Source organism: Candidatus Omnitrophota bacterium, assembly GCA_040755155.1.
Classification (GTDB): Bacteria; Hinthialibacterota; Hinthialibacteria; order Hinthialibacterales; family Hinthialibacteraceae; genus JBFMBP01.
On the sequence record JBFMBP010000132.1, the window covers coordinates 1 to 21,890 of the forward strand.

Genomic DNA, 21,890 nt, shown 5'->3' on the forward strand with positions numbered 1-21,890 from the left:
CCCTCGCCCTTTGGGAGAGGGTTAGGGTGAGGGAAATATAAGCCTAATAATATCAACCCTCACCTAACCTCTCCCAATCTTGGGAGAGGAATTTTGAAAACAACAATCTCAATGCATGTTGGTATTATGTCATACTAAGAAAAGGGCGGCTTCGATCATCGGAGCCGCCCTTTTCACTTTTCTTATTCATCGATCAATCTTACGGTTCGAATTTCTTGACGTAAATCTCTCGATCCTCTCCCGTATAAACGAGGACGATTCGTCCTTGAGCGTCGCATACGGCGTCGTAATCGCCGAATATTTGAGCTATGCCGCCGCCCGACGCCGCGCCTTCTCCCGCGGGATGCCATTCGCCGCCGTTAAGTTGCTTGGCGTAAAGAATGCGCGTTCCGCTTTCCTGCCAGATCGCAACCAGACGCCCATCGGGGCGCATGACGAGGACGGGCGAGGAGCCTTTGCGTTCCGGCTCACAAAGGTTGCCGCCGATGGGAATCCATTGGCCGTCTTCAAAGCGTTGAACGAATATTTTACCGTCCTGCGTATTGTACGCGATGAGCGGTTTTTGCTGGGAGTCGAGAACGAGCGCTCTTGACGAGATGTTGCAACCGGAGTCGAGAAAATCGGCGCTGACGTTGGAACCGGCGCCGAGGCTGATCCAGGCGATGCCATCCCAATGCTTGATATAGAGGGCGCTGGAGGATTCGCGAGGCTGGCGCCAGAGGACGTAAATCTCGCCCGTATTCGTTACGGCCAATTGCGGCGTTCCCCCTTCGCGATCTTGTTCGGCGATGCCGTAGCCGCTGGCGGAGCCGGGACTGAATTCCATCCATTTTCCATCCGTAAACTTGCGCATTCGAAAATAACTGTATGCGGAGCCGACGCCGCAAAGATAAAAGGCAACCGGCGTTTTATCCGGCAGAAAAGCGAGGTCAGTGAAAAATTCCAGGCCGCTGGGATCGTCGATGCCTCCGCCCGCCCAGCGTTGCCAGGCCGAGCCGTCGAATTTGCGCATTTCGTCGAAATAAAAATCCATTGTTATGATAGGGCGTCCATCCGCTGGATCGACGACGAGGCGGTTGACGCCCCGTGGAGCGTTGGCGATATCTTTTCGCTGTGCTCGATCCGTTCCCCAATCCACCCACTGCTCGCCGTCGAATTTCATGACATAGACGTAGGCTTCGCCGTCCCAACTCAGATACGACCAGGCGGCAATGGGATTGCCGTCGGAATCGATAACGGCGCCGAGGCGGCCTTTGGGATTGCCGCATCCTTGAGATACGCCCCCGCCGCTAGCCGAGCCGGGGCTGAATTCGGGCCAATCGGGAGAGGCGGGCAAAGGCGTGGGCGTAGGTAAAGGAGTCGGCTCAACCAATGGAGTTGGATACATAACCGGTTCTTCTTCCAGTTCCCGCACCAGCCGAAAGCCAACATAATGGTTGCGTTCGTAGGGTGGATAACTGTTGCGCGCCGCCGAACGGGCGTCTTTCAGCATCCCATTCCAACTGCCTCCCCGCAACGTTCGGCTGGTTCCCGATTCCGGACCTTGGGGATCGATCTGCGGGCCGTCAGCGTATGCGCCGTACCAATCCTGACACCATTCCCATACGTTGCCGTACATATCGTACAATCCCCACGGATTTGGCGTCTTGATGCCGGCTTCTTTCGTTCCGCCGATATAGCCGTTATAGGTATTGTTTCCCGTCCACCACATATATTGATCGATGAAGGGAATATATTCCGAACCGCTATCGGAATATTCCAAGGCGTCGCCGAACCAGAAGCGCGCCGTCGTCCCGGCGCGGCTGGCGTATTCCCATTCCGCTTCCGTCGGCAAGCGAAAAACGCCTTTCCCCATTGCGTTTAACCGCTTGATATATTGCTGGCAATCCTCCCAGGAAACGTTATCTACGGGATGATTAGGATTGAAATCGAATTCCGATACGGGATACCCCATAACCGCCCGCCATTGCCCTTGCGTCAGTTCGTATTTCGCCATGTAAAAACATTGGGAGACGGCGGTTTGATGCGGCGTTTCATCGGCGGAGCGTCCGCGTTCGTCTTCGGGACTGCCCATCATAAAAGCGCCGGATTTGATGAGGATCATTTCCAACGGCTTGTAACTATCGGCCATATCCGGAAGATCGATGACGATTTCGTCATTATCGAGGGATATAGTGGAGATAGGAGGATCGTTTTCGTCGCCATCGAGAAAAGCGGGATGGTAGTATTTATGGGGATCGAGAATATAAATTTCGAAATTGTCCAAATAAACCGTCAATGGCAGACTGCTGGACCAGTTATAGATTTGGATCAGCGGTTGAAAGCCCGTGGACGGCGGAGTGAAAAAGAGGGACAGCCGCTTATATTCTCCAACGGCGAAAGCGCTATTGTTCGGTGAGTTGGTGGAAACGAAGACATTCGGTCCCTGATCGATGGCGGCGAGAGTTAACGAAGCGTTGGGCTGCGCTGTGCGGATGGAACAGCGGATGAGAGCAGCGTTAGGCGTTTCGATGACCGATCCGAAGATCATTAATCCTTGGCCGGGATTGGCTGTTATAATGGCTCCGCGTCCGTCCGTCGCGTTGGTGAAGGCGTGATCTGTAGGAATAGCGCCGAACGATAGTTTGGCTCTAGGATAATAATCGAATCCCGCGCCCATAACGGTTAGACCGTTTTCTTCCGCAGTATCACCGGAGAACTCGATGCGAATGGGAGCATAAGAATCGTTGTTGGCCGAAATGAATGATGCGCCAATGACGAATAGGGAAATAATGCGAATGAATCGCGACATAAAACCATCCCCCCTTTCATAGGACCTATATAGTATAATATACGGATTGGATAGTTTTATGTCATCCTGTTTTTCACCAATTTTTCCCCGAATGAAAATGCTCCTGCCTTTCTTGGAACAATTGCGATAATCCCAGTTCTTGCAATTGCTCTTGAGCGGGTAGAAAACGGTCGCCAAGTTTGTCCAGCCATTGCTGCAATTCGTTTTCCAATTCCTGGCGGACGGCGGCGAAATCGGGATCTTTGATGCGATTGATCGTTTGATAGGGATCCTCTTGGTTGTCGTATAACACCCAGCCCAAATCTTTCCAACGGGCGTAGGTATAGCGCTTCGTGCGCACGCCGCGCCATTCGCGCCCATGCCAGATGTTGGCTTGATCGGAGGGAACGATGTCCATGATGGGGACGGAATTATGCTCCTTGCCTTCGCCTGCAAGAATGCGTTGGCTTAGGTTCCAGCCCTGCATAACGGAGGGCGCCGGTACGCCGAGCAGGCCCAAAAGCGTCGGCGCCATGTCGGCGGTTCCCACAAGCGCATCGCAGCGCTCACCGGCGGGAATGAGTCCCGGCGCACTGAGGATTAATGGAACGCGGATCGATTCTTCCCACGGCTGCTGCTTCTTGACGCGGTCGTGAGACCAAAGCATGTCGCCATGATCCGCCGTGTAAACGATTAAAGTATTTTCGCGCAAGCCCAATTCATCCAGCGTTTGCAGCAGCCACCCCGCGTTATGATCCAAGGCGCTGATGGCGGCGTAGTAATCGGCCACCGTGCGCTGCGGGGCGTTGATGGCGTTGCGCGGCAGCTGGATTTCTCTGGGATCGTACATAGTGCGGTACGATTCGGGAACGAGTTCGTAAGGAGCGTGAGGCGGCCCCCAAGAAAGCATAAGGAAGAAAGGCTCTTCCTTATATTTCTTGATAAAATCGATGGCGAGATCGGTCTGGATATCCGGTTCGTAGCCTGGGCGGCGGACGAGTTCCGGCGCATCGAGATAATATTTGGGATCGAAATAGGCGTGGGAGCAATTATAAGCCGCCCAAAAATCGTCGAAGCCCTGCCGCCGGGGACCGGGCGGCGTGAACTTGCTGCGGGGAATGCCGTCCAAGTGCCACTTGCCGATATAGCCGGTGCGATACCCTTGCGCGCGAAGCAGCGACGCCAACGTATCTTGACCTGTGGGCAAGGGAAGATCGTTGACCACGGCGCGGTTGGTCAGGGGATATTTACCCGTCAATAAAATGGCGCGGCTGGGAGTACAGACGGGGCAGTTGGCGACGCCGTTGGCGAAGAAGGTTCCTTCCCTCGCCAGACGGTCGAAAGTGGGCGTCATGACCTGGCCGTTTCCGGCGCAGCCCATATCCATTCCCCGGTGTTGATCGGCGTAGAGAAAGAGGATGTTCCATTTTTTTCCCTCAACGCGCGCAAGTTGGTTTTCTGAAATCGCCCCCATGTCAGCATCGGCGATCAAAGTTCTGTGTTTTGAAATCATTTTCTAATCCTTTACGTTTTCCATCCATCTGCTCGACAGCGGCGCATTTTTTCGATAGGATTTCGTTAATACTTAATCATGTTTTCAACCGTGGAGTAAAGCGTCATGTCCCAAACAGAACCGATTTTGCGGATGGCGGGGATCGTCAAGAATTATCCCGGCGTACAGGCGTTGAAGCAGGTGAATTTCGATGTGCGCGAGGGCGAGGTTCACGCCTTGGTGGGCGAGAATGGAGCGGGAAAATCGACGCTCATGAAAATCCTCGCAGGCGCGGAAAACATGGACTCCGGCGAAATTTTTATCGGGGGAGAGAAAGCGCTTATCGATTCACCCCATAAAGCGCAGGCGTTGGGCGTCTCCATCATCTACCAGGAATTCAATCTTGTTCCCCAATTGGGAGCGGCGGAAAATATTTTTCTGGGAAAAGAACCGACGCGCTTTGGATTCGTCGATTTCAAGCGGGAGAAGCGCGAAGCCGCCCAGCTGCTGGAACGGTTGGGCATCTCCTTCGATCTGGACGAGCCGGTAAACCGCCTCTCCATCGCGCAGCAGCAAATGGTGGAGATCGCCAAAGCCTTGTCCGTCAAAGCAAAGATCATCGCTATGGATGAACCCTCGGCGACGTTGACTCTGCACGAACTGAAAAATCTGTTCGCCCTGATTCGGACTTTGAAAGAGCAAGGCGTCAGCATCGTTTATATTTCCCACCGCTTGGAAGAAATCTTCGAAATTTGCGACCGGCTGACGGTGCTGCGCGACGGCGAGTGGATTGGAACGAAAGAGATCAGCGAGGTGGACCGCGAAGGCATCATCGAGATGATGGTAGGCCGCAAGATCACGGAAGAATTTCCCAAAGAAGTTTTCTCGCCCGGCGAAGAAATCCTGCGCGTGGAAGGGCTGGGGCGCGGCTTCGTGAAGGATGTTTCCTTCAACATACGCAAAGGCGAAATTACGGCGTTGACCGGGCTGGTAGGCGCAGGACGCACGGAAACGGCGCGCATGGTCTTCGGCGCGGATCAACCGGAAGCGGGCGTGATATATTTCGAGGGCAAGATGATTCATATCGCCTCGCCGCGCCAAGCCATCGATTTGGGCATTTGCTTGCTTACCGAAGACCGCAAAGGGCAGGGATTGGTTTTGGGGATGCGTATTCGCGAAAACATTACTCTGCCGACGCTGATGGAGTTCTGCCGTTATCTTTTCATTCAAGGGAAGAAGGAACGGGAGACGGCGGATCGTTCCATGAAGGAACTAACCATCAAAGCTCCCAGCGCCGAAACGGAGGCGCAGAATCTATCCGGCGGCAATCAGCAAAAAGTCGTCTTGGCGAAATGGCTGCTCGCCCATTCGAAACTCTTCATCTTCGACGAACCCACGCGAGGCATCGACGTGGGCGCAAAGCGGGAAATTTATTTATTGATGAATGAACTCTTGCGCCGGGGCGCCGGGATATTGATGATCTCGTCGGAACTGCCGGAAGTGCTGGGCATGGCGGACCGCGTTCTGGTGATGAGCGCGGGGCGGGTGGTCGGCGAACTGTCGCGCTCGGAAGCGACGCAAGAGAAAATCATGGACCTGGCGACTAGTTCGCCCAAACGCTCGGAGTTTGCAGCCTGATGATAACGAAATCTCAAACGCTTTCCGAAAGCGGCCATCCCCCTTACGACCTGCTGAGTTGGGGGAAGCCATGCGAGAAATTTCCTGCGTGGTTTTGGGCGGGCGCGTTTATCATCGCCGCATCGGAAACGCTGCTCTATTACCGCATCGAGCCGGTGTACACTCATTTCACTCTAATCGTCTGGTGGGGGTATATTCTTTTTCTCGATGGAATCATCAAGCGCCGCCGGGGCGTTTCCTTTCTTGCCGACCGTCCACGCTTTTTCGTTTTCATGGCGGCGGTCTCGCTCTTCTGGTGGCTGATTTTCGAATTTTACAATTGTTATTTGGAAAATTGGATTTATATCGGATTGCCGCCCAACATTATCCATCGCTATATCTGTTATGCGCTCGCCTATGCCACCATCACGCCCGCTATATTGGAAACCTACGAAATTTTTCTGACGTTTTGGCCGCCGCGACAGAAATTGGATTTTACTCGCCGACCGCATAAGACAACCGTATGGCTTTGGTTCTTTTTCGGATTGCTAAGCGTTACGGTTCCTTTGCTGATCCCTTGGCGCGAGGTGCGGCATTATCTCTTCGCCTTTGTCTGGATGGGATTCGTCTTTCTGTTGGAGCCGCTCGCCTATTGGAGCGGCGGCTATTCGCTGCTGCGTCTTTGGTCGGCGGGATGCCGCAAGTTAGCGTGGCTGATGTTCGTCTCCGGCGGCGTCTGCGGCTTGTTGTGGGAATTTTGGAATTATTGGGCGGGCGCCAAGTGGCTCTATACCATACCTTTTTCGTACTGTTTCGATTATCTCAATTTGCATTTGATTCAATTATTTGGCTATGTTCGTTATTTCGAAATGCCTTTCATCGGCTTTTTGGGTTTCCTGCCTTTCGCCTGGGAATGCTTGGTTCTTATCCAATTTACGGCTCTGGCGGCGGGCGGATTTCCCCTCACACCGAACGATTCCGTTCCCTCACGGAAAATGGTTTGGGGAGCGAGAGGACTATTGGCGCTTCTCTTCGGCGTCTTCGTCCTGGCGTATGCGATTCAAGATAAAAGATATTTTCCAATTGATAGTTTCTCGCTTTCGGCGCCTTCTGCTGGGAAAAATGACGAAGCCGCGTTGAAAATGTGGTTGGAGTATTTAAGCGACAGCAAACCGCCGCCTTCGGCGTTGGAACAAGACATCCAGTGGAGTCCTCATCTTGCGGCGTCAAGAGAATTGTTTCGTCGATTGCGATTTAAGCAAAACTATCCCAATGTTCGCCTTCGCTGGTGGACGGACCGCCAGTTGCGGGAATACGCCGTCTATGCGCGCTTTAACTGGGCGCTGCGCAAGGAAATAACGCCGCCGCCATTATGATTTCCGCTATTCATCGCAACCACAAAAAGAAATTCTTCTTTCTCCACGAGAAAAAAAATCCCAAAATTTTTGAAACATTTTCAGGGCGCCATACGTACTAATTATCAAAGGCGTTGAAAAAATAATTGAAAATATGCGAAACGAAAAACCAATGGGATCGTTTTATCTTATTATGCAGGCGGATAGGAAAAGGGAAAAATTAGCTGCTGGATTATTTGGAACGATAGCGTATGAAAGAACTCCAGGAGTTGAGAAGATGTTGAATGATCGTTTGAAAAACCATCGAGACCGATCCGGCGAACGCGCCGACCGCCATAAAAGGCCGACGTTATCGGCGATGCAAGAGAGCGAGCGCATCAAGCGGTTCGAACGCTTTCTCGAAAACCGAGGCTGTCCGACGCGCCTGGTCTACCATGCTGCGAACGAGAAGATCGACTGGATCGATTGAATGCGAGGATAAGAAAGCCGGGAAACATTAAAGAAAAATAAAGAAAGGAAGAACGGGAGTTTTACTCCTTCAAAATATTCAAGCATTACTTCCTCCCCACTTTTGGCTACAGCGGAGTTCTCTACAATTAGCGGCTCCGCTTTTTTTTTATGATTCGCATGAATGTAAAAACAGTGACAAGTGACAAGTGATTAGTGACACGTGATTAGTAAAAGAAATTCGATGACTTACAAAATATGTTCCGCTCACCTTTTGGGCGATAAGGATATCTTGGCGCAATGTCATTTAAAACAAGGAATATATTGTATAAATCAATCGCCAGCTGCCGTTTTTGGGAATATAAAGATGGGAGGGAAAAAGACGCGAAAATAGGATGAGGGATAAAAAAGGATAATGCGGGGGATAACATCAAAAATTATCCCCTTAAAATTGGAAAATCTATTTTTAAACAATTGGAAAACCGGGGCGGCAAGGCTTTGGCATTTTGTCTTTCTCTTTCCTCTTTTTTTCCGAGATGCGAATGAAACGATCAAGGAAAGGAAAGATAAAATTCGCTTGCCGCCCGGCGGTTTGATCCTGCTTTTTTCTCAATATTCTCCGATGTCGCCAGGGGGCTTCATGCCCTATAGGCAAGCCGGTTCCCAGGCAATCGTTTCGCCATGCCAATCACAGTCTGGCGAAACGACTGTGAGTTCCACCCCCGCTACTCATTCACCGATGCGCACCCTAAAAAGGCTGCGCAAGGTTATCGACGATGCCATCCTCTTCCACTTCGCTATTTAGCGGCGAGTACGGCGGGGACTGCTCGGCGCGCGCCGTGAGAAGGTCCCTCTGTTATTGTGGGGAAGGGCGCAAATTGGACGCGATAATGGAATGATGATTGATGATTGATGAGCCCCCCCTACCGAGGAAAGGCACTCGGCGATAGTAGGAAGAAAAGCCCTGCCGCCCCGCCGTTGAAACGGCGGGCTATTACCGTTTGCTCCTTTAAAGGGGCATGTGGCAATAGCCAGCCTTTCAAGGCTGGGATGCGGCGAGTATATGGTATTATTAGCTGCGTAACATGAGTTAGTAAAAGGCAAGAGATCGGTATTGACAAAGAAAACGTAATTTGCAAGGTTTATCATAACGATGAAAGCGGTATCGATCGTCGTGAAAGAATGGCTTCAGGAGATAATGATGAAAAACAATCGTCGAGAATTCATGAAAAAATCCACGCAAAACGCGGCTCTGGCTTCCGTGTTGGTTAGCATCGGCTCCCATTCGATTCTTGGCGCCAACGAGCGCATCCGCCTGGGCGGCATTGGCGTCGGCGACCGGGGCCAAGACCGTTTGCGCGCCGCGATGAAGTTCAATGCGGAAGCCGTCGCCTTATGCGACGTGAACCAATTGATGCTGGAACAGGCTCGGGAGAAACTTGGCGGGACGGCGGAACTTTATAAAGAGCACGAAAAACTGTTGGAGCGCAACGACATCGACGCCGTCGTGCTGGCAACGCCGGATCATTGGCATCACGATATTTTTCTCGACGCGATGGCGGCGGAGAAAGACGCATACCAGGAAAAACCTCTTTCCCACACCATCGAAGAAGGCGCCAGCATGGTAAAGGCGGCGAAGAAAACGGATCGGGTGGTGCAGATCGGCAACCACCGCCGCAGCGGGACGCATTGGCATGAAGCGTTCAAAGCCATCAAGGAAGGCGTTATCGGCGAAGTGAAATGGGTGCGGACCTACGACTGCCGCAATTTCTCCAACGGCGATCCTTACCAGATCCGAGGCCGGAACAAAGCCCTATACGATCCGGAAAAAATCGATTGGAAGCGCTTTCTTGGCAAAGCGCCGCAAAAACCCTACAGCAGCGACCGCGCCTCGGCCTGGCGCTGGTTTTGGGATTACGCGGGCGGACTGTTGACGGACATCGGCGCGCATAACATCGACGTGGCGATGTGGATGTCGGATTGCCTCGATATCCAATCCGTCGTCTCCAACGGCGGCGTTTATCATTTGGATTTCTGGGAAACGCCCGACGTCGCGCATACGACGATGGACTGCGGAACTTTTTCCATCGATTTTTCCGTACAATTTCTCAACGGATACGACGGCTACGGCCATTCCATCTTCGGAACCAAAGGCGCCGTCATTCAAAGTGACCAGGATAATTTCGTGCGAATCTATTCCCAAGACGATCGCTCGAAATCCATCGCCGAATGGGAGATGAACAACGAAGGCGACGCCCACATGGCCAATTTCCTGGATTGCGTCAAATCGCGGGCCAAGACGAACTCGCCCATCGAAACAGCGAACCGCGTCATCACCGCCTGCCAACTGAGCAACATGGCCTACCGGTTGAACAAGAAGATTTATTGGGACGCCCAGAAAAATAGGATTCATCCGGCAAGTTGATGCGTGCATTAATACTTACAAAGGCGAATGGCTTGAATTTTTAATATGAATAGGATTATTTATCTTCCACGTCCGCAAACGTCCATGCTGGTTCCCATCCCCAACCTAAATCCAACAACGGACCGTTGGCGGCCTGCGGGTATTGTTTGCGATGCGATTCGCTTTGGCCGCCGATCATGGGCGCGTCCGAAAAACGAAGGATGGCGAGGCGGGTTCGGGAATTATTCACTTTCCCCAAATCCGCTTCGCTGAGCGTAAACAATACGTATCGATCATCCGGCGAGAGCGCGCCCCCATACGTATGCCGTTGTTCTTCCGCATAAAGCAGGCGCTTTTCTTTCCCGTCTCCATCGGCCATCCACAATTCCGCCCATCCGCCTTTTTCGGGAACGATTCCCCGCGAATAAACGATATGCTTGGAATCGGCGAACCAGTCGGGAGTGCAATTGTATCGGTCCGTCTCGCTTGCCGCGTTCAAAGCCCCCGTCTGCGCATCGATTCTGCCGATGCTCCAAAACGGTCCCAATCCGTTGGCCGTAGCGCAGAACCATTTTCTATCCGGAGACCAGCTCAATTGTTGAACGAAGCCTTTGCGGGGCAGGGAGCGTATAACCTGTTTGTCCGATAAATCCACAATATGAATGCCTTTGGCGTCCAGGCAGGCAATCTGGGCGCTATCGGGTCCCCAGGCGGCCCAATGATATGAGTCGCTAACTACGGTCGCATCGCTCCCGTCCGCATGAGCCAAAACAAGAGAGAAATTCCCATACGTATTGTTATCCAAAGGAACGCTCTTAGGCATTCGATAATAAAACATCCTTTTGCCGTCCGGCGAGAAACGAACCCCTGCTTCGTTGAACTCCGGCGTGTTGGCGATATTTCGTTTATCCGATCCATCCGGCCGCATCAGAAACAAATCCCAGTCGCCTTGATTCGTCTCCCCGCTAAAAGCCAGCCAGCCTTTGTTATGCAATTCGTCCGCCAGCGTTGAAACATCGTCCATTAGGACTTGATCTGCATTTCCAGGGGTTTTATCGGAGAAAATCTCAGCATAAGTCCATGAAGGCTCCCATCCGGAAGGAAGCGCCAAAACGGGGCCGTTATGGGCGCCGGGATGCAAGGATCGCAATTCGCCGCTCTCGCCGCCGATGATGGGCGCATCGTTCAAGCGCATCAATCCCATCGGCGCGCCCTGCTGGCCTGGATCGCCGTCTTCGTTCATGTTACCCGTGAAGATAACATACATGCCATCGGGGGAAACGTTTCCGCCGTAGACATGCCGCCCGTCCTCGCCATAAACCATTTGCCGCTTTCGACCCTCGGCGTCCGCTCGCCAAAGTTGCGTCCAACCGTAGCCGTTGTTGCCATTTTGTCCCGCCGGGCGATAGCTGAAAATCATGTTCCTTGAATCTGGAAACCAATCGGGAGTGCAGCAATCCACCCGGCTGACTGGATTGGCCGCTCCGTTCGAAATATCCATGCGAGCCACGCTCCATCCGGCGTCGAAACTATTGGCGACTCCGCACAGCCATCGGCCATCCGGCGACCATGTCAATTGCTGGAAGAATCCCTGACGCTCCAGTTTTTTTGCGATGGTTTTCGTTTCGATGTCGAAAATGAAAATTCCCTTCAACGATAAGCAGGCGATTTGCTTCCCATCCGGACTCCAACTGGCCCAGGAATATTCGCCCTCCGGCCCCAATATCCGAGTCTGCGTTCCATCGCTCTTGGCGAGCGTCACCACACCCTGCATTCCATAATTATTACCGTCGATTTTTTGCTCCCGGCGCAATCTCCGATACAGCAATTGCCGCCCATCCCGCGAAAATTGCGGGGCGGCCTCGTTAAATTCCGGCGTTTGGGTGAGGTTTTTCGGATCGGAACCGTCTGGACGGCATGAGAACAAATCCCAATCGCCCTTATCCGAGCAAGCGCTGAAAATGATCCATCCCTTGTCTTTCACTTCTTCAGCCAACCGCTTCGTCGAATCGTCGAGCAGCGGATTCGGACTCTCCCGATTTTGGCAAAAAGCCGGTACTCGAAACAGAACAGCGAATCCGATGACGAGGAAGAATAATCTTACAAGAGGCCGATGGATGGATGACATTGTCAAACGCCTTTCTTATATTGATGTCTGTTTCATTTCGTATTCCGCTTTATTTTTCCAATGTCCAAAAACGAACTCCATACGGTTCCAGCGAAATTTCCCAGGCCGCATTATCGCGCGTCAATTTTATCGGAGTCTCCGGTTTGAGTCTTGAATTTTCGTCACTGTTAGCGGTTAGCGCATCAAAAACGATGGGTTTGACTTGGAGATCGTAGAGCGGATTTTCCAAGGTGAGATTCACTGTCATCGGCGTGGGAGAGAAATTCCAAAGCAACAAATTATAGAGTTGATATTTCGCGTCCCAGCTGGCCAATCCATGAACTTTGTCCGATACCGAACCGATTCGCAACCGTTCGCCGGTCAAGCGCGATAGCAATTTGAATAAAAAATAAGTAGGGCGGATTTGGTTTTGATAATCGAAAAGGCCATCCCATTGCGGACGCCGGTTCCACCATTTGGCCATGAATACATTGCCTTCCGACGACATGAACTTGGAGAAACGCTCGAATGATACATGATAATCGCGGATGTGATAGTAACAGGAATAATCCAATCCCGCTTCCTTCATTTGCCAAATCGCTTCCGCCGCAAAACAGGGTTGAAAACGCGCATCCTGGGGAGGATTCGATAAATCGATATTCCATTCGTCCAGGAAAGTCTCCGGTTTCAATCCGGGATGTTTTTTCAACTCAGTTTGGACATAGTCGATCGTTTGGCGAATCTGCCGTGGATCGCTGGTATAGATATGCCAGGATGCGAAATGCAAGGGAATCTTTTGACTTTCGCAGAAGTTCATCAGCGCGGGGAGAATGGGTGAACGAGCATTAGCCAGGGCGGGACCGCCGACTCTCGCTTCCGGATCGGCGCGCAGGATCGCCGCCGCCGTGCGGCGATAGTAAATCGTATAATTCTCCGGACGGAAGCGATAAGGGCAGCCGCCGCTTTCTCCGATATCTGGTTCATTGCCGATTTCCCAGTAGCGGATTTTGGGATGGCGCTTCTTATAATGATGAACCAGGTTGTAGATTAACCTTTCCCATTCTTCATAGTCATTCGGTTCGACGATATCCTGATTAATCTCCGGAAAGAGCGCGGCGGGCTTGAAGCAGATGCACATCACCGGTTCAGCCTCGGCCTGCACAATCGCATCCACGGAACGATCCAGCGCGTCGAAATGATATCGGCCGCGCTCCGGCAGAAGATCGAAATATTCCTGAATAAACAGACGGATTACTTTCGGATGCAAGGCGCGAATCTCGGCGATGCGATTGTCCCACATCGGCTCTTCCGATAATCCTCCCTGGCCCAGCGCCATGCGGTCGATGTTCATCGGACCGAGCCGCTCGTTTAAATATACCTTTACGAGAGTGCTAGGCGTTTGTCCCCATACAAGCGATGAAATTGCTGCTAAACAAACGATTGTCAATAGGCGAATTTTCATGATTTCCTCTCCTTTTCTCAGTAGGAAGCAATAATCGAGTAATGCTGTCCGCGGGGATTCTTAATCGCAATCCATTCCTTATCGATGTCGAAATCCCGCCAATCTTGACCGTTGACCGTAACGGAACGCATAGGTTTGGCGCTGGGATGGCGCAACCGGAGTAGCAGCGTTTTGAGAGAATCGCCGCAGGGAGCATCGATTTCCGCCGTCAGACGGCCTGCATGAACTTGGCTTGTTGCCGTGAATGCGATTTTTCCGTAATAGGTCGGAGCGTTTTCGACTTCGATGCGCTTGCCGTCCTCCAACCACTTCCTCGGAGTCGCTTGCAACAAGAGCAGCGAATCGTCGTCCCGTTCGCGAACGAGCATGTTGCGATATAACTCGAACCAGGCCCCGTCCGTACTCGGCGGCCCGAAATATTGCCCCCAAAACCAACGGTGCTCGACCGGTTCGAGAGCCGAATGGCTGAAAGCGCAAGCCATATAGCTGTAAAAAGCTCGAATAACCGCCTTGGGATCGTCGCGCAGCAAGTAAGCCGTCGCCTGAGGATTGTAAACCGGCTCGTTGGCCATGCCCCAGCCTTTCAAGTAGAAATTGTCCTCATGATCGTTCAAAAGCGCGTCAGCCAAAACGCCGTCAGCGGGAAGCGCCTTTAAGCGGATCAAATGAACGGCGCCCGTATCCACATCGGTAGGATACCATTGCTCGAATAGCCGCCGGGGAGTCAAGGCTTCGCAGGGAACATAAGGAATCCAAGTTTGATCCCGCAATTGAACCAATGGAGATTGCATCGCCGCCGATTCGAAAGCGCGTTCGATCGATCGGCGAAAATCCTGCGCCGCCTTCAGGCATTCCTGAGCGCGCGGGTGGCCGGTTTCATCCAAAGCCTTGCCCAGAGCGGCCAGTCCGGCGTAGACATACGCCTGCGTGAATGCCCAAATTCCATCGCCGGTAAGATCGTTGAGAGGCGATCGAATCAACCCCATTGTTGATTCCCTATGCTCTGTTGATTGCCTTATTTCATTCAAACACCAATCCATCGCTTTCAGCGTATAAGGCAGGAGCCGCTCGAACGCTTTGCCGTCCTGCGATAAAAGATAATGCTGAGCCGCCGCGTATATCATCGAGGGAGTATAAACGCCCCAATTGGCGTATCCGCCGATATGGCCGTTAGGCTCCTGGTTACGGCGAAACATCGTCAGCAGTTCTTCTAAAGAAAGATCATGATAACCGCGAAGATCGTAAATCATGTAATCGACGTAAACGGCTTGGTTGACCGGCCAGGGGATTCCGTTTTGGCCGTAGGCGAAATTGGAATAGGGAATATCGATCTTCGCATTTTCTTCCGAACTCCCATGACAGCGCGGCAAACGCAGCGCATGCCAAAGGCTGGCGCGGAACAAGTCGTTGACCGTTTTTTCCGGAACGCGAAACTGCGCGCCTCGGCCAATATAATCCGACCAAAACTGAATAGTTTGCGTCCGCGCTTCCTCATAATTCAAAGCCAGCAGTTTTTCACGATCTTGAGGTGAAACCGCTGGCGAAGGCAATTTCACTATGAGTTCTTGGGTTTGATTCGAATTCAAAGAGAAAGATAGTTCCGTTTCGAATAATGGCAGGCTTTTTTCATCCGTACTTTCCGCCTTTTTGACGTTGCAGGATGTAACGGTAAAGCCATCCCCCTCCACGGAAAACAAAGTTTGACCGTCTGTCTCATTTTGAAAATATATGGCGTTTCCCTGATGTTGGGGGATCAAGGGCTTTGTTTCCAATGATGGCAATTTCCGTTGATGAAGGATTTTCAAAATGACGGTTTTGACATCCTGTCCTTTATTGGCCGCGCTGACTTTCTGAAGCAGCGTCATGGGGATATCGCCCCGCCGTTCTTTAGGCGGTCCATCAAGGGGATAAGCAAACTGTTCCACAGTGTACTCCACTTCATCCTTGGTTAATGAAGTGGTTATCAATGGCAGTCCTTCCTCTAACGGCTGCCCTTTCCAGAATCGTTCGATTCCGCTCTTCAAATCGCCGAAATCATACCAGAATCGAAAACGGTCGGAATTGCCGTAATCGCTCCATACCCCCGCGCCGCGATCGACGCCGAACTTGCGCATCGAACTATCCCAGGCCAGACATACAATATGTCCGGGTTCTGGCTGAGATGGATGAACGTAATCCGGCCGTCCCATATCTTCCCAAAGGGCTGCGAATTGCTCGAAAGACGCTTCCGGCTCCGTGCGAATCCGATCCAGTATGCGAAGGCCTTTCCGCGTTTCCCATTCGCGTTGACATTCGACGAAGGAAACCGCAGGATCGCCCGCCGAGAGAAAAATGTCGAATAAGGGAATCAAAAAGCCCTTGTTTTGGAGCAGCTGATCCAAAGTGACGCTGAATCCCTTCTTACCTTCATGATCCATTTGAATGGCGATCTTGCGCGAATCGATTCGATAGGCGGGATCCTGCAAAAGGCGGCGAGCGTCGTTTGCATCACTTTGCTTGATGAATTCCGTCCAAAAGGGGTGTAACTTTTCGTTGATCTTGATTGGCGTGGGCGAATAGATAACGGTAAACGCGATTCCATCCACATCCCCGCCGCCGCCCGTTGTTTCCCAGAAACCGCTTTTTGAATCTTCTCCGGATTCCAATCCCTCGCCGTGGAGATCGGTTATCGTCAATCCATCGCCTAACAGCTTAATGGAAAATGGTATGCTTTGACGCGATGAATGCCCCCAACTCATTTGAAGCCTCAATTCGTTTCGCGCCTCTTCGCTCCAACTGGAAGTACCCATCCAAAAAATGATAAAGATGAAGGAATGTTTCAGCATAAACGTTTTCGGCCTCATAGATTGTCCTCCCTAAACTCCCGTTTCGCAGATAGTTACAATTTCTTACCCATATCAAAATTTATCAGGGAAGGGAAGCGAAGGAATAAACAACTTCCTCATTTATATTTCGTCTAGTCAATTAGGAAAAGTCTCTTCTTATCGGAAAAGGATTCAATTACAATAGGCAGCGGCGCCTAGAGGATGGATTTCTATTTGAATATTATTAATTTTGCTCGAGGCGGATAAATAAATGCTATGTTTTAATATGATATTGCGATTTAGTAACAGGTCAGCCATGTGAAGTAAGATTGTGGCGGCAAGAGAGCCACTAGCAAGAATTTTCAAGAATAAATTATACCGACCGTTACTTCGAATCCGGTTCAGAAGTTATCCATATATGGTTGACTTGTTACAAAAGTTTTTTATGATAGGCGGTTCCAATTCGTCGTTATCAAAAGAGAAAGGAGCGCGCATCATGAATCTCAATGTGAAAGCCTTTGGTCTTGCTGGCGGTTTGATTTGGGGATTGGGATTGTTCTTATTGACGTGGTGGATCATCGCCATTGAAGGCTCATCGGGAGTTGTCCCTTTTTTGGGTTTGATCTATCGCGGCTATCGCATCACTCCTTTGGGCAGCGTTATCGGCTTGGTTTGGGGATTGATCGATGGCTTTGTGAGCGGAATCATATTCGCCTGGCTTTATAATTGTCTCGCTGCTAAATGCCCATTAAAAGAAGCCTGATCGAAGGCGGTGAAAATGAAGACATTCTTTTTTTCTTTATGGACGGCGGGAATTCTGTGCTTGTCGTTTCCCGCATCGGGTGGTGATTTTTTTCCGGTCGGCGTTTGGTATGGCGGCGGCAAGGCGCGGGCGCCGATGCTGGTTCGCGATCCCGCATCGGAAAAAGAATCTTGGAAGTCCGACCTTCTCGCCATCCGGTCGCTTGGTTTCAACAGCATTAAATGTTGGGTGGATTGGGCGACGGCCGAGCCGGAAAAGGGCCGATTCCATTTTGAAAATCTGGAACAACTGTTAAGCCTGACGGATGAGATCGGATTACGCGTCATCATCCAGATGTACGCCGACTCCGCTCCGGAATGGGTGGGCGAAAAATATCCCGGCGCCGCTTTCGTTAACCAACGCGGGCAAATCGTCCGTTCCCAAGCCTCTCCCGGCTATTGCGTAGATCATCCCGGCGTTCGCAAAGCCATGATGAAGTTTTATGAAGAGACGGCGAAGCGCGCGCGAGAACATCCGTCGTTCTTCGCCTGGGACTTGTGGAGCGAGCCGCATATCGTCAATTGGGTATGGTTCGACGAACCGGCGGAATTTTGTTATTGCCCTTATACCCAGGAGCGATTCCGTTCCTGGCTTAAGAAGAAATATTCCACGCTGGATGGCCTCAACCACGCCTGGTATCGGACATTTACCCGCTGGGATCAGGCGCAGCCGCCTCGCTTCGGTACGATTTTATCCTATACGGATTTCATCGATTGGAAATCGTTTATCCCCGATAAATTGCAGGAGGATTTGCAGGCGAAAGCGGAAGCGGTTCGCAAAGCGGATTCCCAATTCATTGTCAGCAGCCATTCCGCCGTCCCATCGGTTTTGACAAGCCCTTTATACGGCGATGGCAATCCCGACGACTGGGGGATGTCTCAAGTAGTAGACCATTACGGGACGTCCATCTATCCCAAGCACGCTTCATCCACCGCACCTTGGAGCGTTATTCGCTTGACGGCGGGGTTGGACGCCATCCGGTCGGCGGGACGGGAGAAGGGATGGTGGATTGGCGAATTGCAGGCGGGGCAGGGAGCTACCGGCGTCCGCGTGGCCGATCCCGTCACGGCGGCCGATTTGCGTCTTTGGGGCTGGACGGTCATCGCTCGCGGCGCGCGTTCGATCAGTTATTATGCTTGGTTTCCAATGAGTTCCGGCTATGAGTCGAATGGATACGGCATGGTCGAACTCGATGGGACGATCACGGAACGCGCCGAAGCGGCGGGACGTTTCGCCCGCATCATCGATGAAAATCGGGATTTATTCCTATCCATGCGTCCGCTACCGGCGCAGGCGGCGGTTATGTACAATCCATTGGCTTATATGGCCGGGGGCAATACGGTTGGTCCGGGCCAGGCGGTTCGCGATTCGTTGATGGGATTTTATCGCGCTATGTTCGAACGCAATATTCCCGTCGATTTTGTTCACGCCGATGAAATCGTTTCCGGAATGGCTGAGCGATACAAAATGATCTATTTGCCCACGCCGTTGATGTTGCAAAAATCCGTCGCCGAAGCCTTAAAAGAGTACGTGCGTCGCGGCGGGACCCTAATCAGCGAAGCGCGTCCCGCCTGGAATGACGAAAAAGGATTCGCCAATGAACGCATCCCCGGCGCGGGATTGGATGAAGTATTCGGCTGCCGCGAAAAGGTCTTGAACTCGCCGCCGAAAGTGGAAATGATTCTGAAATCCAATCTGCCGGAGGCATTGGCGCCGATGGCGGGGAAAACGGCGATCGGCGCGCAATACGCCGAGTCGTTGGACATTGCCTCTTCTTCCACCGAAGTGTGGGCGTGTTTTGCTAACGGCGATGCGGCGATGACGGCTTCGGCGTATGGAAAAGGAAAGGCGGTTTTGATCGGCTCGTTTCTAGCGGCGGCCTACGATAGGAACAGCGATGCCGCAGCGGGGCAATTGCTGCAAAGCCTCGTTTCCTGGGCAGGCGTTGATCCCGAAATCGAGATCGAAGGCGGCCAAGGCGAATTGGATGCGCGGCTTCTCGAATCGGATAAGGGGCGCTTATTCATTGGAGTCAATTATTCCGAAACGGCGCAGGAAGTGAAATTCATCATGCCGTCTTCCTTCTCGGAGGATCATGCGATGAATCTCGAAAACGGCGAGATGGTTTCTTTGAGCGATGCGCTGGAGGGATGCGTTCTGACACACGCCTTTCAACCACGCGATGTTCTGGTATTGTTGTTACCAAAGGAGAGGATTAAATCCCAATCCTTTAGGTGAAGGCTTTAGTATAGAAAAACGATCTGTAGCAGTACAAGCATACCCGCTGTCAGAACTGGATTGCTGCCGCTTATCCATGCCCATTGTTGGATATTTCCGTCCATAAACAATTCCGTCAAATTAGGTTTAGCGGTTTGGTTAACAGCCATCCGTAATGATATGGCGGCAAATCGATGGGATCCTTGGTTTGAGATTGATAACCGACAGCTTCTGCCCAAACGCGGCATTGCTCCGGCCGAGGGCGTATTTCCATCGAGGGACCACGCGGCGTTGAGGGATCATAATTCCAATGAATAATTCCTAACTTTTTGCCCGGAACTAAAATTCTCCACGCTTCCCGCAGTAAGACATCGGGTTGCTCCGCATGGAGGATATTGAACAGCATAACATAATTGATGCTGCACTCAGGCAATCCCGTTCCTTCCTGCACAAAATCTCTTTGCATGCAGACAATGTTGGTCAGGTTATGGATGGCGGCTTTTTCCCGAGTGATTTGGATCATTTCCGGTTCAAGGTCAATGGCGAATAATTTCCCGGAAATGATTTGGGCGGCAGCGATCGAAAACGTCCCATATCCACAGCCGAATTCCGCCGCATTGCAACAATCCGATGTAAGTTCCATCTTATTCAAGATGGCTGCGGGATGGAAAAACGACTCCCACCAGGATTCTTCCGGCATTCCGCTTTCACGAATTTTCATGATAAGTTCGCTTTCTGTTTTGCTGCTATCAAATCGTTACGAGTTTGTCGGAATCGCGCACGATTTCGTATTGGTCTTTGAGGGTGGATAATGGGCAGATCTCCGACCCTTCGGAATGACGAAGTTTCAAGCAGGTTCCACAGGCAAGAAACTCTCCTCCGGCATCCAATACCTTTTGCGCCTGGGCTTTTACATCAAATTTTGCATCTTCAATCCGATCGATCTCCACGCCTTTTCCTGAGAGAAAAATTCGAACTTCATCCCCTTGTTGTAAACTGTAAAGAGCCAAACGCAATACATTATATACGGTTTCGGGATCTGTTTGAGATATAACGATGCCGAGTTTCATGATGATTTCTCCTGGGATTTTTTTGTTATGACAAATTGTATTTATGTTGATTCAATCCAGCGTTTTGTTCCTTCACAGATGGCGCTCAATAATTCAATATCGAAATGTTCAGCCCCTTTTTCAAATTGCCTTCCGTCATGATCCATCGCGTTTGTAACATGCGCGACCAATGCGACTGGAACATGCTTCCGGATACCAAAAGAAAATAACGATGCGGCTTGCATTTCAACGGCCAAGGCTCCTCTTTCGGCATTGTGCGCCATATCTTCATTGGTTTCGCGATAGGGCGCGTCCGTTGTCCAAATCAAACCGCTCCGAACAGGTTGTTCAAGATTTTCCAGGGAGTGCATTAAATGGGGAACCAGCGAGGGCGTTGCTTCGACTGTTTCCGAAGGGGGAAGATAATGATAAGAAACGCCTTCATCACGAATCGCGCCAGTTGCGATAACGACGCTTGGTAAAGGCAGAGATGGATGTACGCGTCCAGCGGACGCAAGCCCAATAATCGCCTTTACGCCGCATACAGCCAATTGCTCCGCTATAAGAACCGTGTAAGGCCCGCCAATGGTTTGAGGGACAATGCCGCAACGAATTCGATCCTGTTGCCAACACCATAACCGGGTATGAAAACAGGGCCATGATTTACATTCAGTCAATTCGTCCTGCCGGCGTAATTTTTCCGTAAGATCGCCGTCAAATTCAAGGATGCAAATATCGGGAATCCTAATCTCTTGAATGTTCCGTTTTGCTTTGACCGCTTCAATCAAATTTTCTGGAGAGAAAACTGGCGGAGCGTTGAGAGAATGATTCATCAAGGGGATTTCGGCCAACGAATGTTGGCTATGAATATTCATTCTATGAAACGATCTCCTTTTGATATTCATCTTCTCTGATAAAGACGATTCCATTGGTTCTTATATTCACGATTAGACGGCGCAATCATTCGTCACTTTTACGCTTTCTTGCGGCATCATCCCTCGATGCGCTTTCTTGGAGGGACAAGCCAAAATGGGATAATGATCGTCAAGAAAGCGAAGCAAACGCTTCACCAGTTTAGGACGGCATAGGTAATAACATCGCAATTTTCCTTCTTCTTGAAAGTCAACAATTTTTTCACGGCGAAGAGCCAATAGGTGTTGTGAAACATTGGATTGGGGGATATCCAGTAAATCTTGAATGTCGGTGACGCATTTAACTCCTTCGTTGAGTTTTAGGAGAATCGCAAGCCGCGTCGGGTGTCCTAATGTGCGAAGCAGGCCGGCTTTTTCCCGCAAATCGAGTTTATTCATTCTAATCAACCTTTTTGATGGGGTTTTATCATATCAATTCATTATCATATTAGG

Annotated in this window: 15 protein-coding genes; 6 read left to right on the forward strand and 9 right to left on the reverse strand. The window is 51.3% G+C overall.

Translation table 11 applies throughout. The annotated features are described in order from the left end of the window. Nucleotides 1-199 precede the first annotated feature (199 nt). On the reverse strand, nucleotides 200-2,791 hold the full coding sequence (locus tag AB1656_19405; GenBank protein MEW6237555.1) for a formylglycine-generating enzyme family protein: 2,592 nt from the start codon (nucleotides 2,789-2,791) through the stop codon (nucleotides 200-202). A 73-nt stretch (nucleotides 2,792-2,864) separates the two neighbouring features. Next, nucleotides 2,865-4,283 carry a sulfatase gene (locus tag AB1656_19410; protein MEW6237556.1) on the reverse strand — a complete coding sequence of 473 codons (1,419 nt, stop codon included), beginning with the start codon at nucleotides 4,281-4,283 and terminating at the stop codon, nucleotides 2,865-2,867. Nucleotides 4,284-4,388: 105 nt separating this feature from the next. Between AB1656_19410 and AB1656_19415 the strand changes: the two genes are divergently transcribed. From AB1656_19415 to AB1656_19430, 4 genes are all read left to right on the forward strand, one after another. Beyond that, entirely contained in the window at nucleotides 4,389-5,900 is a 1,512-nt protein-coding gene (locus tag AB1656_19415; protein ID MEW6237557.1) for a sugar ABC transporter ATP-binding protein, read from the forward strand. Beyond that, complete coding sequence (locus tag AB1656_19420; GenBank protein ID MEW6237558.1) at nucleotides 5,900-7,255, forward strand: hypothetical protein; 1,356 nt, start codon at nucleotides 5,900-5,902, stop codon at nucleotides 7,253-7,255. Before AB1656_19415 ends, AB1656_19420 begins: the two co-directional genes overlap by 1 nt. A gap of 256 nt (nucleotides 7,256-7,511) precedes the next feature. Further along, complete coding sequence (locus AB1656_19425; protein ID MEW6237559.1) at nucleotides 7,512-7,703, forward strand: hypothetical protein; 192 nt, start codon at nucleotides 7,512-7,514, stop codon at nucleotides 7,701-7,703. 1,131 nt (nucleotides 7,704-8,834) lie between these two features. Further along, nucleotides 8,835-10,106 (forward strand): Gfo/Idh/MocA family oxidoreductase, encoded by a 1,272-nt coding sequence (locus AB1656_19430; protein MEW6237560.1) that lies wholly within the window; start codon nucleotides 8,835-8,837, stop codon nucleotides 10,104-10,106. A gap of 55 nt (nucleotides 10,107-10,161) precedes the next feature. On the opposite strand, the gene AB1656_19435 is transcribed toward AB1656_19430, so the two are convergent. The 3 genes from AB1656_19435 to AB1656_19445 are packed head-to-tail and all read right to left on the reverse strand — an operon-like array spanning nucleotide 10,162 to nucleotide 16,497. Then, nucleotides 10,162-12,213 (reverse strand): hypothetical protein, encoded by a 2,052-nt coding sequence (locus AB1656_19435; GenBank protein MEW6237561.1) that lies wholly within the window; start codon nucleotides 12,211-12,213, stop codon nucleotides 10,162-10,164. A gap of 49 nt (nucleotides 12,214-12,262) precedes the next feature. Further along, complete coding sequence (locus tag AB1656_19440) at nucleotides 12,263-13,654, reverse strand: hypothetical protein (protein MEW6237562.1); 1,392 nt, start codon at nucleotides 13,652-13,654, stop codon at nucleotides 12,263-12,265. 17 nt (nucleotides 13,655-13,671) lie between these two features. Beyond that, on the reverse strand, nucleotides 13,672-16,497 hold the full coding sequence (locus AB1656_19445) for a hypothetical protein (protein MEW6237563.1): 2,826 nt from the start codon (nucleotides 16,495-16,497) through the stop codon (nucleotides 13,672-13,674). Nucleotides 16,498-16,954: 457 nt separating this feature from the next. Between AB1656_19445 and AB1656_19450 the strand changes: the two genes are divergently transcribed. Both AB1656_19450 and AB1656_19455 read left to right on the forward strand, forming a co-directional pair. Beyond that, complete coding sequence (locus tag AB1656_19450; GenBank protein MEW6237564.1) at nucleotides 16,955-17,221, forward strand: bacteriophage holin; 267 nt, start codon at nucleotides 16,955-16,957, stop codon at nucleotides 17,219-17,221. A 15-nt stretch (nucleotides 17,222-17,236) separates the two neighbouring features. Beyond that, nucleotides 17,237-19,498 carry a beta-galactosidase gene (locus AB1656_19455; GenBank protein MEW6237565.1) on the forward strand — a complete coding sequence of 754 codons (2,262 nt, stop codon included), beginning with the start codon at nucleotides 17,237-17,239 and terminating at the stop codon, nucleotides 19,496-19,498. Between the two features lie 115 nt (nucleotides 19,499-19,613). Here the strand turns inward: AB1656_19455 and AB1656_19460 are convergent, their stop codons facing one another. The 4 genes from AB1656_19460 to AB1656_19475 all read right to left on the reverse strand — a co-directional run bounded on the left by AB1656_19460 (nucleotide 19,614) and on the right by AB1656_19475 (nucleotide 21,836). Then, nucleotides 19,614-20,198 (reverse strand): class I SAM-dependent methyltransferase, encoded by a 585-nt coding sequence (locus AB1656_19460; protein MEW6237566.1) that lies wholly within the window; start codon nucleotides 20,196-20,198, stop codon nucleotides 19,614-19,616. 28 nt (nucleotides 20,199-20,226) lie between these two features. After that, a complete protein-coding gene (locus AB1656_19465; protein MEW6237567.1) occupies nucleotides 20,227-20,547 on the reverse strand; it encodes a DsrE family protein in 321 nt (106 codons plus the stop codon). Nucleotides 20,548-20,588: 41 nt separating this feature from the next. Then, on the reverse strand, nucleotides 20,589-21,401 hold the full coding sequence (locus tag AB1656_19470) for a nucleoside phosphorylase (GenBank protein ID MEW6237568.1): 813 nt from the start codon (nucleotides 21,399-21,401) through the stop codon (nucleotides 20,589-20,591). 72 nt (nucleotides 21,402-21,473) lie between these two features. Next, nucleotides 21,474-21,836, reverse strand: coding sequence for a metalloregulator ArsR/SmtB family transcription factor (locus tag AB1656_19475; protein MEW6237569.1), 363 nt, complete (start codon nucleotides 21,834-21,836; stop codon nucleotides 21,474-21,476). Nucleotides 21,837-21,890 lie beyond the last annotated feature (54 nt).

Bases quoted from the DNA above. Each gene is read 5' to 3' on its own strand.
- AB1656_19405 (MEW6237555.1), bottom strand. From the start codon at position 2,791: ATGTCGCGATTCATTCGCATTATTTCCCTATTCGTCATTGGCGCATCA.
- AB1656_19410 (MEW6237556.1), bottom strand. From the start codon at position 4,283: ATGATTTCAAAACACAGAACTTTGATCGCCGATGCTGACATGGGGGCG.
- AB1656_19415 (MEW6237557.1), top strand. From the start codon at position 4,389: ATGTCCCAAACAGAACCGATTTTGCGGATGGCGGGGATCGTCAAGAAT.
- AB1656_19420 (MEW6237558.1), top strand. From the start codon at position 5,900: ATGATAACGAAATCTCAAACGCTTTCCGAAAGCGGCCATCCCCCTTAC.
- AB1656_19425 (MEW6237559.1), top strand. From the start codon at position 7,512: ATGTTGAATGATCGTTTGAAAAACCATCGAGACCGATCCGGCGAACGC.
- AB1656_19430 (MEW6237560.1), top strand. From the start codon at position 8,835: ATGAAAGCGGTATCGATCGTCGTGAAAGAATGGCTTCAGGAGATAATG.
- AB1656_19435 (MEW6237561.1), bottom strand. From the start codon at position 12,213: ATGTCATCCATCCATCGGCCTCTTGTAAGATTATTCTTCCTCGTCATC.
- AB1656_19440 (MEW6237562.1), bottom strand. From the start codon at position 13,654: ATGAAAATTCGCCTATTGACAATCGTTTGTTTAGCAGCAATTTCATCG.
- AB1656_19445 (MEW6237563.1), bottom strand. From the start codon at position 16,497: ATGAGGCCGAAAACGTTTATGCTGAAACATTCCTTCATCTTTATCATT.
- AB1656_19450 (MEW6237564.1), top strand. From the start codon at position 16,955: ATGAATCTCAATGTGAAAGCCTTTGGTCTTGCTGGCGGTTTGATTTGG.
- AB1656_19455 (MEW6237565.1), top strand. From the start codon at position 17,237: ATGAAGACATTCTTTTTTTCTTTATGGACGGCGGGAATTCTGTGCTTG.
- AB1656_19460 (MEW6237566.1), bottom strand. From the start codon at position 20,198: ATGAAAATTCGTGAAAGCGGAATGCCGGAAGAATCCTGGTGGGAGTCG.
- AB1656_19465 (MEW6237567.1), bottom strand. From the start codon at position 20,547: ATGAAACTCGGCATCGTTATATCTCAAACAGATCCCGAAACCGTATAT.
- AB1656_19470 (MEW6237568.1), bottom strand. From the start codon at position 21,401: ATGAATATTCATAGCCAACATTCGTTGGCCGAAATCCCCTTGATGAAT.
- AB1656_19475 (MEW6237569.1), bottom strand. From the start codon at position 21,836: ATGAATAAACTCGATTTGCGGGAAAAAGCCGGCCTGCTTCGCACATTA.